Source organism: Flavobacterium xanthum, from assembly GCF_900142695.1.
GTDB classification, from domain to species: domain Bacteria; phylum Bacteroidota; class Bacteroidia; order Flavobacteriales; family Flavobacteriaceae; genus Flavobacterium; species Flavobacterium xanthum.
The window spans coordinates 78152-94647 of record NZ_FRBU01000006.1; the positions used below are offsets into that span (position 1 = coordinate 78152).

Annotated in this window: 7 protein-coding genes; all 7 read right to left on the reverse strand. The window is 34.1% G+C overall.

Translation table 11 applies throughout. The features are described 5' to 3' along the window. Positions 1–94 precede the first annotated feature (94 nt). Entirely contained in the window at positions 95–1012 is a 918-nt protein-coding gene (locus BUC11_RS04065) for a GyrI-like domain-containing protein (protein WP_073352165.1), read from the reverse strand. Then, positions 1012–2340 (reverse strand): vanadium-dependent haloperoxidase, encoded by a 1329-nt coding sequence (locus BUC11_RS04070; protein WP_073352166.1) that lies wholly within the window; start codon positions 2338–2340, stop codon positions 1012–1014. Before BUC11_RS04070 ends, BUC11_RS04065 begins: the two co-directional genes overlap by 1 nt. Continuing rightward, positions 2337–5630, reverse strand: coding sequence for a VCBS repeat-containing protein (locus BUC11_RS04075; RefSeq protein ID WP_073352247.1), 3294 nt, complete (start codon positions 5628–5630; stop codon positions 2337–2339). Before BUC11_RS04075 ends, BUC11_RS04070 begins: the two co-directional genes overlap by 4 nt. After that, positions 5623–8940, reverse strand: a complete 3318-nt coding sequence (locus BUC11_RS04080) for a VCBS repeat-containing protein (protein ID WP_073352168.1) — start codon at positions 8938–8940, stop codon at positions 5623–5625. Before BUC11_RS04080 ends, BUC11_RS04075 begins: the two co-directional genes overlap by 8 nt. Before the next feature lie 158 nt (positions 8941–9098). Further along, positions 9099–10613 (reverse strand): RagB/SusD family nutrient uptake outer membrane protein, encoded by a 1515-nt coding sequence (locus BUC11_RS04085; RefSeq protein WP_073352170.1) that lies wholly within the window; start codon positions 10611–10613, stop codon positions 9099–9101. Positions 10614–10624: 11 nt separating this feature from the next. Further along, on the reverse strand, positions 10625–13603 hold the full coding sequence (locus BUC11_RS04090) for a SusC/RagA family TonB-linked outer membrane protein (protein ID WP_245793753.1): 2979 nt from the start codon (positions 13601–13603) through the stop codon (positions 10625–10627). Positions 13604–14442: 839 nt separating this feature from the next. After that, the gene (locus BUC11_RS04095; protein ID WP_073352172.1) at positions 14443–16449 is read right to left on the reverse strand and encodes a kojibiose hydrolase; all 2007 of its coding nucleotides are present in this window, start codon (positions 16447–16449) and stop codon (positions 14443–14445) included. Positions 16450–16496 lie beyond the last annotated feature (47 nt).

The window sequence follows — 16496 nt, forward strand, 5'->3', positions numbered from 1 at the left end:
TTAATATTGCCAATTAAAAACAGAATAAAAACAAAAACGTTTTCGGAAGACCCGAAAACGTTTTCGATAATTTAAATCAATTAAAAAAACCTTTCTATTTTGATGCAAAAGGGACAATTATTCGGGTCTCCCATTCCAATTCATTTCCTCCATTAAAAGGATTTGATAAGAAATTTTCCAACACTTTATTTTCCAATGCAATATTGTGCTTTTTTGCATAATCCAGTAGCGCAAACCAAGCTCTGTCTGAGGTTCTGAAATTTCCAAAATAAGTCGCTTTCAATCCTTTGACTGCTGTTAAAGTTTTGAACTTTACTACTTCATTTTCAATGATTTTTGTGTTTTTATCAATTGGAAAACAATAATTGAAATCAATCGTTTCTTGATCTAAATCCCAATTTGTAATTTCAACATAAGGTCTTCCTATAATTTTTATTTTATTTTCAAACAAAAAACCGGTAATCATTGCATCGTTTCGAATCATTGTTTGTCCTTTTTCTTGCAAAACACTTTTTAAATTAATGTAGGCTACAAATGTTTCTTCCGAAGTTCCTTCTCCATCAATTCTTACTTTAAAATTTTTCAAATGTTCGCTCAAACCTTTCTTAAAATCAATTACTTTTTTGATTTGTTCTTGCTTGAAATCTGTATTAAAAAATGGCGTTGTTAGTTTATTGTACCAACTATGATTTCTATCTTTTATCCCAACATTCACTTTAGTCACCGAATCGTTTATAGCGGTAATATCCCACGTATATTCCATTTGGACCGCTCCTTTTTTCATTTCTTGTTTAATAAAATCAAAGTTTCGTTTTTCTACAATCGTATACTTTTCTTTTTCTTTTTCCAATTGAACAACAGACCATTCCTGAATTCCTTGAAAAACGGTTCCAGTAGCTGCATTTACTTTAAACGAAATGCAATAATCAGTCTTCTTTACAAATAAATACCAAATTAAAAACAAGGATAAAAACGCACTACAAACTATTATAATTTTTTTTCTGACTGTCATTATTCTTTAATCATCTTTAATTTTTCGACAATAAAATTTCCTATGGTTTTACCATGATCAATTCCGTTTACAATGGCGGCTCTGTAATGAATTCCTCCATACAAGCGACTCATAGCCGCTTCCTGAGCGGCGGCGTTAAAGGATCCGAAATTTCTTTTTGGCAACCCAAACTGTAATTCAGTGTCATCTATATACGAAAAATTATCTCCAAAAACTGAGGTTAAAACTATTGCTGAACATGTTGAAACCACAGAATGACCGCTAGTATATTCTGGAAAAGGAGGCGTTTGCAATAAGGGTTTCCAATTTTCATCAATATTTTGATTGATTACTGTTTCCGGACGCACTACATTACTTTTGAATTTTTGATCCCAACAACTGATAAAACCTTCAAAAATACCAATCGAGGTTTTCGTGTAGGCAAAAACTGTTTTAGCAAAGTCAGCATTTGATTTTTTTGATGCAATTTTTACAATTCCTATCCAATGAGCTCCTGGTGTAATTTTCTTTTTGGCAAACATCATGTGTCCTTGGGAGACCGAAACGTAAGGATTACAATCCCAGAATTGAGCAATTTTAATTTCTTCTGAATTATCTCCTTTTTTAACCATCTCTTTGCTAATATCATAGACTTCTTGAACTTCCTTAAAAAATGGAGATTTTTTATCTAACGAAAATGCAAAAGCAAGAATTGGTTTGAATTGAGCGGCAGAGTCGAGAACCAAAGTCCTTATTTCTCCCCAATGTGGCTCCACGGCATCCATGTATGCTGGCGGTGTAGGTTGCCATCTTCCTGGTTGATTGGCATAAACCGAAAATTTAGACATGGTTCTAGTTTCTTTATAATTGTCTTTTGCCATCCATTTCTTGATGCGCTCAGCAACTTTTAGTCCGTATTCTTTAGAAACTATAAACTCTTCTTCATTTTCGTCAGTCCATTTCTGATATAAACTATCTCTGAATTTGTCTACTATTTCCTCTGAGAAAACTAATTGCTTACTTAATTCCATGTGTGCTACAAGAGCTGCCAAAGGCTGATTCACGCCGCTTTTCAAATCTAACTTTGGTATAGAATCCAGTCCGTTCAATTGATTTTGAAGACTGATATACGTCTTACTGTTTTGAGCCATGATTTCATAAGCCGCAATGTTTGGATACACAAAAATCCTACTGGCAACAGGTGGCGAAAAAATATCATGAATCATGATTTGAGTAACATTATCTATTGCAGCATGATATTCATCGGTAGTAACGACAATCGATTTATCCTTTTTACAAGAAATAAAAAGAAGACTAATTATGGCAATACTAAAAATTTTTGCTTTCATTTTTTATTAATTTGTAGGTTGCTTTTTTTTTCATTTTTAGCAGAAGGCATTTCGTAAAGTTCTGCTTTTTTATTGTTGATGGTAACCAGCATGTATTTTTTGCCATTTAAAGTAATAATATCAAGGTGTTTAACTGCTTTTTGAGTTAAATCAATTCCTATTTGATTGCCTAAAAATATAGTTTTTTCATTTTTGATTAAAGCTCCTGAAAAACCATCAAATCTGCTGTGGTATGGAGAAACTCCAAAATAATTTCCAGCAGCAAAAACTTCTTCTCTGGCATCTGAATCAAAATTAGATTTTACAAAACTAGTAATTGGTGCGACTTGCATTTTATTAGAAAAGGGAACAAAAGTAAATTTCCCCTTATCGTTTCTTAAATAACCCGATTTCAAATTATGTACTTCAAATAATTTTGCTTTTTCAAGTATTTTTGGATCAAAAACTTCTTCCAGTGTTTTTCCTGCAAAGGATTTATAACTATTGAATTTCTTTTTTAGCATTCCGCTGAATTGTTCCGCTAACTCATCCAGCCCTAAAGTTGTGTAGTATTTTGCGTTTTTTTCTATTGCCACAATAGTTTCAAAATTTCCATTAGTATCAAAATCATCGTAATACATCTTCATTGGAAAATCAGCGGACGCTTTAAATTTTGAATTCAGACCCCAATTCCCAACTAAATAATCTTGATCGCCATCCTGATCGATATCAAAAGGAATTATGGACTGCCATAATCCATTGCTTTTTTCTGGAAAAACACTTGCTGTTACATCCGTAAATTTACCGTTTTTATTTGCGAAAAATGTAGGTTTCATCCATTCTCCAATTACAATTAAGTCCATTTTTCCATCCTTGTTGAAATCAGTAAAAACAGCATCCGTAACCATTCCAATTTTCTCAAAGGTTTTGTTTTGGACCACCGTAAAAACTCCTTTTGTATTGTTTAACAAGTAGCCATCTGGAAGGCTACCAAATCTATTATTTATGGAATTATTACCCACAAAAAGGTCTAAGTCTCCATCATTATCATAATCAAAAGCCTTAACAACGGAGCCATTTTGTGCTATTTTAGGCAATGCTGCTTTAAGGAATTGATTGCTTTTATTCAAATACAAACGATCCTGTAAGTCAGCTGCATTTTCACCTCCACCGGAAGCAACATACAAATCATTTAATTTATCATTATTGAAATCTCCAATCACCGCGGAGGCATCTTCAAAAACAGAATCCTTTTCGATTTCAGTAACTTTATTTTTTACAAATCCAGTAGCATTTTGAAAATAGATCATTGCTTTTTTACCTTTGGAACCACCAAAGAATATATCCTCTTTTCCATCACCGTTTAAATCCCCTATTGCCGTTGCAGGACCTCGATCTGACCGTTGATACGGGATTAATTTTTGAACTAAAAAGTCGACATAATCATTTTCCTGATGTGTAAAATCGATTCCTAATCCTGTTTCTACCTTTTTGAAAATGGGTAAAACAGTAGGATGTAACTTTTTGTAATCAAAAGCTTTCCTGTCTTTATTTGCTTTTATAGTTAGCGTTTGAGCCGTTTTAACATTTTTCAATGTTTGGTAGGTCTTATCAGGCCAAACCACCACTAATGAATCAATTTGTTTTGTTCTACCATAGCCAAAATGGATTATTGGTTCAGATGAAGATTGAAATCCTCGGGTAGTCTGCAGTTCCTTGAATTGTTTTTTACCTTTCGAATACGAAATCACTTTGGCTCCAATTCCAAAAGTATTTTTTCCTGTAAACCGAAGTTTCAATTTTAAATAGTTTGCTTTCGCATCCGTTTTATTGATGTAAACTGAAGCAATAGCATTCGTATTATTAGTGATTACATCCAAATCCCCATCATTATCGAGATCAGCATAACCACTACCATTTGAGATTATAGAATCATTTTCTATCCAATCCTTCGAGCGGTTTTTAAATTGTAAATCAGTTGCCCCTTGAAAAACATAATTCGTTACATTCCCCTTTGGCATTCGCTTCAAAGCCTCTTTATCCAATAACTTTGTGGTGTTAATTTTACTTTTTATTTGATCATTTGAATAATATTTCACATAGTCCAAATCATTTGGACGCTTTGGAATTCCGTTACTCACAAAGATATCCTGCTCCCCATCTTGATCATAATCTCCAAATAAAGTACTCCAACTCCAATCTGTTGCTGCAATACCACTTAGCAAAGCAGTTTCGGTAAAGTGGTTTCCAGCTTGATTCAATTGTAGCATGTTTCTCGTGTACTGGTAATGATAGCCCAATTTCTCCGTTCTCATTTTTAGCATTTGTACATTATCATCCCCCAACGACGATTTCAAAACTTTTTCATCCTCGGGCAACATATCTAAACTCAGAATATCAGGAAAACCATCATGATTAACATCGGCAACATCGACCCCCATTGAGAATCGGCTAGTATGACCAAAATACTGTTTGAGACTTTCGGTAAAAGTTCCGTCTCCATTGTTTAAATAGTAATAATCATCTTCGTGAAAATCATTTCCCACATAGATATCTGGATAACCATCTAAATTAAAATCAGAAACTGCCAATCCCAATCCATATCCATTGGCACCGCCAAAAATTCCTGCCTGTTCACTTACATCGACAAATTTTCCGTTATCATTGCGAAATAATTTATCTCCACACTCATAGCTTCTTTTGTTTCGAACGGAAGCAGTACCAAAAGAGGATTCAGAGTGTACGGCGTGATTCAATAAATACATGTCTAAATCTCCATCTAAATCATAATCAAAAAATGCTACCGAAGAGCTGTAATTATCTAAATCTAATCCGTATTCAGCTGCACTTTCTGTAAAAGTGTTGTCCTTATTATTGATGAATAATTCATTTTGACCTTCGAAACCATTGATTCCTACTACCGCACAAACATAAATATCGAGATAACCGTCTCCATTTACGTCAGCCATAACGGTACCGGCGTTCCAATCACTTTGACCTTCTACTCCAGCTTTTGCCGAAATTTCTTCAAACTTATTGTTCCCTTTATTTAAATACAGTTTGTTTTTTCCTTGATTAGATGTAAAATAAATATCAACTAAACCATCGTTATTAATGTCGCCAAGAGCCACACCACCACCATTGTAATAGTACAAGTAATCTAAAATGGAAATGTTTTTAGAATCCAAAAGTTGGTTGTTAAATAAAATATTGCTTTCCTCCGAAGGCAACATCTCAAATAACTTCCCTTCCTTTTTGGAACAACTACTAAACAGCAATAAAGCCAATCCTATTATAAAATAATTATTCATTGCGTCTAAATATTTTTGGTGTATTATCATTAACAACCGCTATGATCGATACCGTTTTATTTTTGTCTTTAATTAGCTTCAGGTTTTTCACCTCTCCTCTAATGAAGAAACCAGATTGATTATAAGGCAACCAGGAAAAAGTTCCGTTTTTACTACCTAGAAGAACGCTACCGTAATTGGCGTCCAATCTCGAAAACTGTGGTTTAAATTCGTATTGATTTCCTCCCAATACCAAATCCAAAATTCCGTCACTATTTACATCCATTACACAAATTGAATTTACAGACGAGAATTGAACTTCTTTTGGGAGTGTTTTAATCTCAAATTTACCATTTCCCTTATTTATTGCAACGATACTCTCTTGTATATTGACTGTCTTTTGTATCGAATTACTAACTATTTCCGGGACAAATAATTCTTGAAAGGTCTTGGTAGCATAATCCTTGTAACTCAAATTTTTCTTTTTAATCGATGGAATCTGTCGCGCTAATTCTTGCTTTAAGTTTATTGGTAAATCTTTACCTTCAATTGATTGAGTTGCTATTTGTTCAATAGTTCCATTATTATCAAAATCATTGACAAACAATTTCAATGGGTTTGCAGCAGCTGGTTTGTAAGGAGTATTTGTCCCTTTATTACCCAAAATTAAATCTTTCTTACCATCATTATTTAAGTCCACACAACGCACTGCGTTCCAGAAACCTTTATAATCAATAAGATTCGATTTATATTCAGTCAATCTTCGACCGGTATTTTTGAAAATCATTGGAGCGGTCCAATCCCCAACCAAGATTAAATCCTTTTTGGAATCATTGTCAATATCTTCCCAAATGGCATCAGTAATCATTCCAACCGTATTAATTTTGAATGCCTTTTTGTCAATTACATTAGTGAAATTCCCTTTGCCGTCATTTTCCAATAACAAATGCTTCGGATCAATTCCATACACACCGGGAACGCTTCGACTTCCTATAAATACATCAATGTCACCATCATTATCAAAATCATAAGGAGCAATTACAGCTACATTATTATTGGTCGTTGGCATATTAGTTTTGCTTTTTACAAAAACTCCTTTACCGTTATTTAAATACAAACGGTTTATATAGTTGGCCTGATCCGCTTTTTCGTTTCCACCTGAACCTACTAACAAATCAAGATCACCATCATTATCTGCATCGAAAAAACTGGCTGCCGTATCTTCAAAATTAAAATCGACATCCAAGTCTTGCTGTGAAGTTATAGTAAAATTACCATTCCCATTATTTAAATATATTTTACCAGCCTGCCCTTTGGCTCCGCCAATAAACACATCTTCATTTCCGTCACCATTTATATCCGCAACGGCAAGAGAAGGACCTTCTTGTGAAAGCATTTTCGATATTAATCCTTCATAATCAAAATCAATATAATCATTTTCTTTATGCGCTACAAACGGTGTTTTCTTTTCTACAAATACTGGTTTTGATACCTTGTTTTTTATAGTATAATCAAATTTAGCATCTAGGATATTTAGATTTAATGTAGTATTCTTTGTTATTTTTTTTACCGTTTGGAATTTTCCATTTGGCCAAATTACTTGTATGGAATCTATTTTTTTTGTGCCAATTCCAAAAGTCATTATATAATCAACAGACGATTGAAAACCTCGCGAAGGAATCAACTCTTGTCTGAGAATTTCTTTTCCTGAAAATAGTTCAACAATACTCCCCACAGCGAATTTATTTTGACCTTCTCCTTTTAATTTTACTTTTATGTACTGGTTCTTTTTATTTTTCTCTGAATTATTGCGATAAACAAATGATTCCATATTGACATTATTGACAATCAAATCTAAATCGCCGTCATTGTCTAAATCGCCATAAGCTGCACCATTAGAAAAACTTGGCGTATCAAATCCCCATTTCACAGCTTCATTTGTAAAAGTCAAGTTCTTATTATTTCTAAATGCGTAGTTGGGTATTGGCGTTGTTGGCATTTTACTGATAATGGTTTGAATTTCCTCTTTCTTACCAGTAACTACCATATTTTGCATAAATTCATTAGCAAAAAAGTCCACAAAATCTTGATTAGTTAAATCATTATAAATTCCATTGCAAACATAGATGTCTTTGTAACCATCATTATCCATATCAAACAACAAAGCGCCCCAACTCCAGTCAGTTTTAGCGACACCAGCATAATTTGCTAATTCAACAAATTGATTCGTACCGTCGTTAATTTGCAGCGTGTTCTGCATATATTGATAATAAAAATCAAGATTTATTTTTCTAGTAAATAAATCATAATTTTCAAAATTGGTTGTTGTTTTTAAGCGTTCATCCGGTTCCGGTAACATATCCGTTACAAAAATATCGGCTTTCCCGTCATTGTTGACATCGGCCATATCAGCTCCCATGGAGGATTGACTGATGTGCGATGTCCATCCCTGAATTTGTTCGGTAAAGGTTCCGTTTTTATTATTGATGTATAAATAATCCCGCTCATAAAAATCATTCGAGATATAAATATCCGGATACAAATCTCCGTTTACATCTCCTACTGTAACTCCAAGTCCAAAGCCTATCAAACTACCGTAAATACCTGATTTTTCACTTACATCCACAAACTTTCCTTTATCATTACGCAATAGTTTATCGCCTCCACCTTTTAATATTTCGGCAACATCCCAATCTTTATCTCTTAAATCTCTTTTATTGGAATAATTAAGACTGCTTACGGGAATAAAACTATTGTTTAAAATATAAACATCTAAATCCCCATCTTTATCATAATCAAAAAAAGCAGCATGTGTAGTAATACCGGTGTCCGCTAGATTGTATTCGGCTGCTTTTTCAGTAAAAGTTGCATTGCCATTATTTATAAAAAGTTCGTTTTTTTGTTGGTTTCCCAAACTATTACCTGCGTTACACACATAAATATCTAGTAATCCATCAGCATTGATATCGACCATAACCACGCCTGTTGACCAGATTTTGGTTCCTTCGACACCTGCTTTTTTAGAAATATCTTCAAATTCGAAATTTCCTTTATTTAAATATAATTTGTTGGTTCCAAGATTTGAAGTAAAATATACATCCGAAAGACCGTCATTGTTGATATCTCCAATAGCAACACCGCCACCATTATAAAAGTTTCGGTATTTGAATATATTCATATCCGCACCATTCTTTACTTCATTAACAAAATTAATTCCTGTTTTAGAAGCGTCTAATTTGGAAAACAAAGCGTCTTTATTTTCTGAATTTTCTTTGGAACAATTGGAAAAAAGTAGAATAATTAAGGGTAATAAGACAAAACGATTTGACATATTATATTGTGGCATTTTAGTTAGGGAATTGTATGAATTAGAATTGCCTAATTTATATAATATTGGTATAAAAAAGAATAAAATAGTTATAAAATAAAGAGGGTAATAAATACCCTCTTTATGACTAACTCAAAAAACAATAAATAGTAAACAAATCTTTAGTAACCTGGATTTTGTGTCAAATTCGCATTAAACAATGCATCTGCAGGAATTGGAAATAAAATATATTTATCCGCAGAAACATAAGGTTTCAATTCTCTAATTGCTAAGAATTTTCCAAAACGAACCATATCATTTCTTCTCCACCCTTCCAACCACAATTCTTTTCCTCTCTCTAAGTACACTCCATCCAAAGTAGCAGCAGATGCCGCCTGACCTGTTCTAGCAGCAATGTCAGTCATAATAGTTCCAACACTTCCGGAACCCCCTCTTAAAATTGCCTCCGCTTTCATTAATAAAGCATCAGAATAGCGCATGAATACATAGTCATTATCAGGAGTATTAATGTTAGCTACATCTGGAATGTATTTTTGCATTCTGATACCAGCCGTCTCCAAAGTAGCTCCGCTTGTAATTAGAGTTACTGCTGGAGTAAAAAATAATGGATTGCCTTTTCTGTCTTTCAATGCAACAGTTCCTCCTGGTTTAAACATTTGTCCCACTTGGAAACCTACTGGATTACCAAAAGCAGCTATAATTGCAGGATCTGCATTTTTGATACGTTTATCATTTGGATTAAACTTATTATAGTACTCTGCTACAGTAGAGAAACCATTCCATCCATCCGGAGTCTGGTTGTAGTGCATTGACATTCTCCAGTGGTATTGAATTCCTCCACCTGCTCCACCTCTTATGTTCTTAGCCGAGAATAAGATCTCTGGTGAAGTGTTGTTCGCAGGTTTAAAATTATCCCAATAATCTGAAGCTAAGCTACTACTAATTGCGTTACTATGTTCTACCACTTTATTCATATCAGCAGGAGCAAATGTGTAAGGACCCGCAGCAGCAGCAGCGGTAAATACTCCTTTGTTCAAATACAATTTAGCTAATAGAAAATGCGCTGCATCTTTGTTTGCGAAACTGGCGTCATTAACTGTTCTTGCAGGTAGTTGAGCAACCACAGCTTCTAATTCGCTAATTACGAAATCAGTTGCCTCAGTTCTAGTCCATACTTTTGGATCATCTGTTAACTTAGAACCTGCTTCTCTGTACGGAACTTGACCAAACAAATCAATTACATTATAATAGTAGAAAGCTCTCAAAAAACGAGCCTGAGGCACTTCAGCAGCTGTACCATTTTCAACTACTAAACTACAATTGTAAACATTAGACAACAAGGCATTCCACGCATTTCTTACCTCATTATGATCCGGTGCCCAGGTATGTACGTGAATTTGTCTCCAAGTAGCATTATCATCCCAGTCACCACCTCGTGTTGGTCCCACTAAGGCATCTGTTGACATTTCATCCAAAGCAAACATCTGCCCTTGAGTTTCAAAGCTTCGCAATCCTTCATAAGATGATTGCAATAAAGCCGCAGTATTAATAGCGCCACCCTCTTCAGCACTATTAATATAACCATCTAATACTTCTTCATCTAAATTGGTGCAACTTACGCCTAACGCGATTGTGCTTACAAAAAAGATGCTTTTTATAATATTTATTCTTTTCATTGTTCTATTAATTAAAATGTTACGTTAATACCAACAGCTACACTTTTTTCTCTTGGATACGATAAGTATTCCATACCTGCCGAAGGCACTCCATTCAAAGATTTATCCGTATCCACCTCTGGATCAGATCCAGAATAGCTAGTGATAATAAATAAATTAGACGCATTTACAAAGAAACGAGCTGATTTCATTTTAAATCTCTCTATTACATCTCCTTTGAAAGTATATCCTACAGTTAAATTACCCATTCTAAAGAAATCCCCTTTTTCTAAATACCTAGTAGATGGTGCAGAAACATCCGCTGTAGATTGAGGCGATGTCGCTACTTCTAGGGTTATGTTTTTACCTGGATCACCACTAAATGCACTTTTAGCGAAATTGGCGTTAGTTGTATTATTATAGATGTAGTGACCAAATGCTCCGTAGAAAGAAGCACTAGCATCGAAGCCTTTGTATGCTAAAGAAGTATTGAAACCAACATTGATTTTAGGTAAAGGTTGTTTGTCTAATAATTTTTTATCTGCAGTACCTAAACCCGTATCGTTACCGGCTGCATCTGCATAAATAGACATCCCATCAGCATCATACCCTCTCCACTCATAGAGATAATAAGTATAGGCAGGATAATTAGTTGTAACTACTTGAGCATAAGCTCCAGACAAACCTTGACCGTTTAACGCTCCTGTAGCAATAAATCCTGGAAAGTTTTTTACTTCATTTGATAAGAAGGAAGCATTCCCTGAAATATCCCATGTGAAATCTTGCGTATTAATTACGCTATAATTCAACGAAACTTCTACCCCTTTATTGATTAAGTTACCGGCTAAGTTCACAAAACGCGGCGCTGGTGGGCCTGGTTGAGAAGAAGCGGCTGGAACTGGAAAAATTAAATCTTTGGTATCCCTTTGGAAATAATCTACAGATCCTGTCAACCTATTGTTGAACAATTCAAAATCAGCACCTATACCATACGATTTAGTAGTTTCCCATTTTAAATTTTCATTTGCGTTAATTTGCTCACCAAGACCTCCATCGAGTGAATAAGAAGCTCTCGCAATAGCAGAGTTAGGTGCAAACTCTTGGTTTCCTGTGATACCATAATTCCCTCTAACTTTGAAACTATTAAACAACCCTTCTTGATCTTCAATCACTTTGTAAGCAATACCTACAGAAGGGAAATAATCATATTTGTTATTTTTTCCTAGTTTAGTAGACCCATCGGCACGCAAAGTACCCGTTACAATTAACTTTTTATACAAGGTTGCATTAACTCTTCCAAAATAGGACTGTAATTCTACTCTATTTCTGAATGAATTAACTCTAAACTCATTTCTCAAACCACCTTCAATATTGTCAATTAAATTCGTTTGTAAAGGACTATACCCTTTACCCGTAGCTGTACTTCCATCTGCCGTATAATCATAGTATGAATATCCAACTAATGCATCCAAATTAAAATTATCACTAAAATCATTGTTATAATTCAAGGTATGCTCAAAAGTTCTATTGAATTTATTCAAGTTAGAAATACTAGCCTGCCCGAATTTCGTGACTAAAGTAGCTGGATCTGTTGCTTGTGCTACACCTGCTATTTGAATCGTTGGCAACAACTGACTTTTTCTAGTAGAATTTGACGTTTCAATACCAAATAAGAATTGGTATTTTAATTTACTATTAATTTTCCAAGTTGTATTAACACTAGCTAATAATTTATTAGTAAGTGAATTATCCTTGTAAGCATCTAATAACTGCACTGGATTTAAATAATCAGTACCTATTACATTGTAAGATCCATCTGTATTATAAATAGGTAGAGTTGGATTCCAATATAAAGAAGAACCAATTAAGTTACCAATAAAACCTGCATTATTGGATAATAACGTCGCTTCATCCTTTAAAGAGGCATAGATAATTCTTTCTTCTATTTTCAAAGCACCTCCGAAGAAATCATTTGAATTGTAAATAGTAGCATTGTATTTATCCAATCCTGTATTTTTAACGATACCATCCGTGCTAGAAGCACCTAAGGAAATTCTAGTATTCGAATTTTCTGTAGTTTTAGCAAAAGATAAATCATGATTAGTAGAAAAACCATTTCTTAAAATGGCGTCTTTCCAATCATAACTTCTAGATCCCTTATCTATACCCCCTGCAGCAACAAATTCATCACCACTCATCACATCAAACTTACCTGACATTTTACTAAACTGTACAGAAGAGCTGTAATTTATTTGTGGTACATTAGATTTTCCTTTTTTAGTTGTGATAACGATTACCCCATTAGATCCACGAGAACCATAGATAGCAGTTGAAGAGGCATCTTTCAATACACTTATACTTTCTATATCATTTTGATTCACAAAATTTAATGGATTTTTAGCAGAAGAACTACCTAATAGGTCATCTCCTCCACCTGAAACATTTCCACCATCTAAAGGAACACCATCAATAACGATTAATGGGCTATTCCCTGAACGAATAGAGGAGTTACCACGTACTCTAATTGCTACACCAGCGCCTGGTTCACCACTAGATTGTGTAACTTGAACACCCGCTACCTTACCTCTTAATATTTGGGCAGGCGACGGAGAAGAAACATTATCAAAATCTTTTGCACTAATTTGATCCACTGCACCAGTAGCATCTTTCTTTCTCACTGAACCGTAGCCTATCACTACAACTTCCTTTAATTCAGCGGAGTCTTCATTTAATACCACATTAACTGTGCTTTTTCCTGCTACATTTAATTCTTGAGTTTTAAGACCAATGTAACTAAAAACTAAAACTGCGTTTGAGCCAACATTCTTGATAGTAAATTTTCCATCGAAATCAGTTTGTGCTCCATTTGTTGTTCCTTTAACTATGACAGAAGCCCCTGGAAGTGGACCACTGGCATCCGATACTGTACCTGACACATCTTGCGAATAAGTCAAACTTGTACACAGCATCGTTAGAAACACCATCAAGCCTTTAATTAGACTATTTTTCATACGTAATAAATAAGTTGGTTAATAATTTGTTTAAATGGTTTGTTTAAATATTGACATCAAACATAATTATAATTTTATGATAAAATTAAGATTTTACCAAACTATAACGTTTTCGTTGTGCCGAAAACGTTTTCGATTTTAAAATTAATACCTTAAAAATTTAATACTAAAAATATATTAAACACAAAAATAAGAGCTCAAAAAACACATTACTTCACTTTATTAGCAATTATATTACAAATCAATTACAGATTAATCAATAAAAAGCCTTTTAACAAAAAATCATTGCGAATTATTCATCATTATTAAGTTAAATACAACAAATTGACAATCTGTACCCAAGACTTTTAATTATTAAAAAAATAGTAGTTAAAATTAGCGATTCCTTTTTTTACCCCCCAATTTAAAGGCTTAAAATAGCATAATAACAAAACGTGTTTTAGTAAAAAAAAATCGCTTTAAAATTTTTATATTGGCAAGTATAAACCTATAAAAATAAAAGTAATCCCTTTTGAGATTTAAAAATAAAAAACTCGACATAAGAGAAATCGAATCGATAATGCTCCTTTCTGACTTTAACTGTTTTTTAAACCAACTATATTCTTCTTTTAGCTTGACGCTTTCTATCATCTCAATAAGGAATGAAAGCAACCTAGTTTTGTTTTTATAAATTAAGGAAGACCTATTCTTTTAATAACAAAATTTTGAAAAGTAGGTGCCAAAAGAGAAGAAAAGACCAATCGATTAAAAAATAGCAAACAAAAAAAGCCACGAACACCAATTTAAATCCTTTCAAAATGGATCAATTTAGTATTCGTGGCAGATAAAATATTGGAAAATTACTTAATTTCTATCGTTTTATTATCCACTCCAAGACCAATAATCTTAAGCGATTTCCATTGTTTTGGTAACAATCCTTTATTGTATTTTAGTCCCATATCAGTTTGTTCCACTCCACCAAAACCATAAATAACCGCCTGAAGCATGGCTCCCGCTCCCGTAGCAAAATACGGATTATTACTATTGGCTGATTCCGAGAATACTCCAAAAGGAGGACGGCTGTTTGGCAAATACGATTTCACAAAATAATTATATGCTTTTTCTTTATCGCCCAAGCGCGCATACAAAACAGACAATACGCCGGAAGCCATTGCTGGACCGTCCTTTTTATCAATTTTTTCAGCGTAATATTCTAAATCTCTTTTTATCTGTTCTTTATCTGTGATTACGTGTAAAGGATATGCTAGTAAGTTTACATCCGCTTGTTTGATCATTTGCCCTTGATATCCTTTGTAATTTTGTGTTATTCCTTTTTCGGTATGTATGGCTAATTTCTCCGATACTGCTGCCCATTTTGGATTTTTTGGTTCGCCCAAAATTGTTGCTGCTTTGATCGTATTTTTCAAAGACTCAATAGCGGAGGCATTTGTAAAGGCATTATCATCTACATGTTGCGCATATTCATCAGCACCGACAACATTTAAAATAGAAAAACTTCCATCCTGATTTTGCACGACGCGACTTACCCAGAAATCAGCTGTTTCTTTTAGAACTGCCCATTCTTTTTTCAACCACGATTTATCTTGCGTATAGGCATAATAATTCCAAAATGCAATCGAAACATCGGCCGTAATGTGTTGCTCAAAAATCCCAGTCAGAGCCCACGTTGGTGTTGCTTCTTCTCCCGTATCATCTGATTCCCAAGGGTACATTGCTCCTTTATATCCATAAATAAACGCTTTTTGCTTAGCCTTTTGCAAACGATCGGAACGATAATCCAAACATGATTTCGCCATATCAGGCTGCAGTGCCAAAAGCGTTGGATACATCCAAAGTTCGGTATCCCAGAAAATGTGTCCGTTATATCCTTGCGACGACAATCCCATTGGTGCAATACTCTGTCTGGTATCAGGTCTGATGTATGAATATAAATTATACAACGCAAAACGAACGCGTTGTTGTGCATCTAAATCCCCTTCAATTTGAATATCACCTGTTTTCCATAGTTCAGCCCAAGCTTGCTTGTGACGGTTCAATAATTTATTAATTCCTTCTTGTAATGCATAAATAGGCTGCCTTTCGGATTCATTTAATGGATCTGTAACATCCTTTGACGTGCAAATTCCTCCTGCAATAGCAAAACGGTATTTTTTACCCTTTAGTAATTTTTTAGTAAAACCTACTTCATTTCCAGTTTGTTTCAACGTTTCTACTTGGCCGTCAAAAAGAAAGGTTGTTGAAGCCGCTACGGTATATTTCCCAGTTAATGTTTTTGCCACTGTTCCAAAAACGGGCATCAAATATTGATTGTCTTTCAAAACCCGAAACTGACTTTTCGCTTCTTTCAATTCATCCGGAACAACCATATAATTGTTAGCGGTAATTTCAATATCCTTGCTAGGAATAATTTCGACAATTGCCATTGCTGAAAAGGGAATCGCTCTGTTGGCCAAAATCGTGTAATTGATATTTGCTAAATCTTTAAATGAAAATGAAGTAGTACTTGTTCCCTCTTTCATCGAAACGACTTGACTCCAATTATCAATATTATCAGACTTGATTTCCTGATTATTGATGTTCAAATGCAAATTCAGAAATTCTATTCCGCGCACAATTCTGCTTATTCCATTTTCGGGACTTCCGTCGTAAACGCCATTCAGAATAATTTCTTTTGTTTTTAAAGGCGTATCATCGGTAACAATTCCTATTTGACCATTTGCCATCGCTACACCAAAATAATTTTCTCTGGAATTTGCCTGTAAATGCCATTCATCTGATTTAGTTTGACCAAAAACAATTGGACCCGCTAAAAGCAAAAAGACCAGACTCTTAAATGTTGAAATCATAGTTGTATTTTTTTATAATAGTTTCAAACTTATATAATTTATTTCTT

Bases quoted from the DNA above. Each gene is read 5' to 3' on its own strand.
- BUC11_RS04080 (WP_073352168.1), bottom strand. From the start codon at position 8,940: ATGTCAAATCGTTTTGTCTTATTACCCTTAATTATTCTACTTTTTTCC.
- BUC11_RS04065 (WP_073352165.1), bottom strand. From the start codon at position 1,012: ATGACAGTCAGAAAAAAAATTATAATAGTTTGTAGTGCGTTTTTATCC.
- BUC11_RS04070 (WP_073352166.1), bottom strand. From the start codon at position 2,340: ATGAAAGCAAAAATTTTTAGTATTGCCATAATTAGTCTTCTTTTTATT.
- BUC11_RS04090 (WP_245793753.1), bottom strand. From the start codon at position 13,603: ATGAAAAATAGTCTAATTAAAGGCTTGATGGTGTTTCTAACGATGCTG.
- BUC11_RS04095 (WP_073352172.1), bottom strand. From the start codon at position 16,449: ATGATTTCAACATTTAAGAGTCTGGTCTTTTTGCTTTTAGCGGGTCCA.
- BUC11_RS04085 (WP_073352170.1), bottom strand. From the start codon at position 10,613: ATGAAAAGAATAAATATTATAAAAAGCATCTTTTTTGTAAGCACAATC.
- BUC11_RS04075 (WP_073352247.1), bottom strand. From the start codon at position 5,630: ATGAATAATTATTTTATAATAGGATTGGCTTTATTGCTGTTTAGTAGT.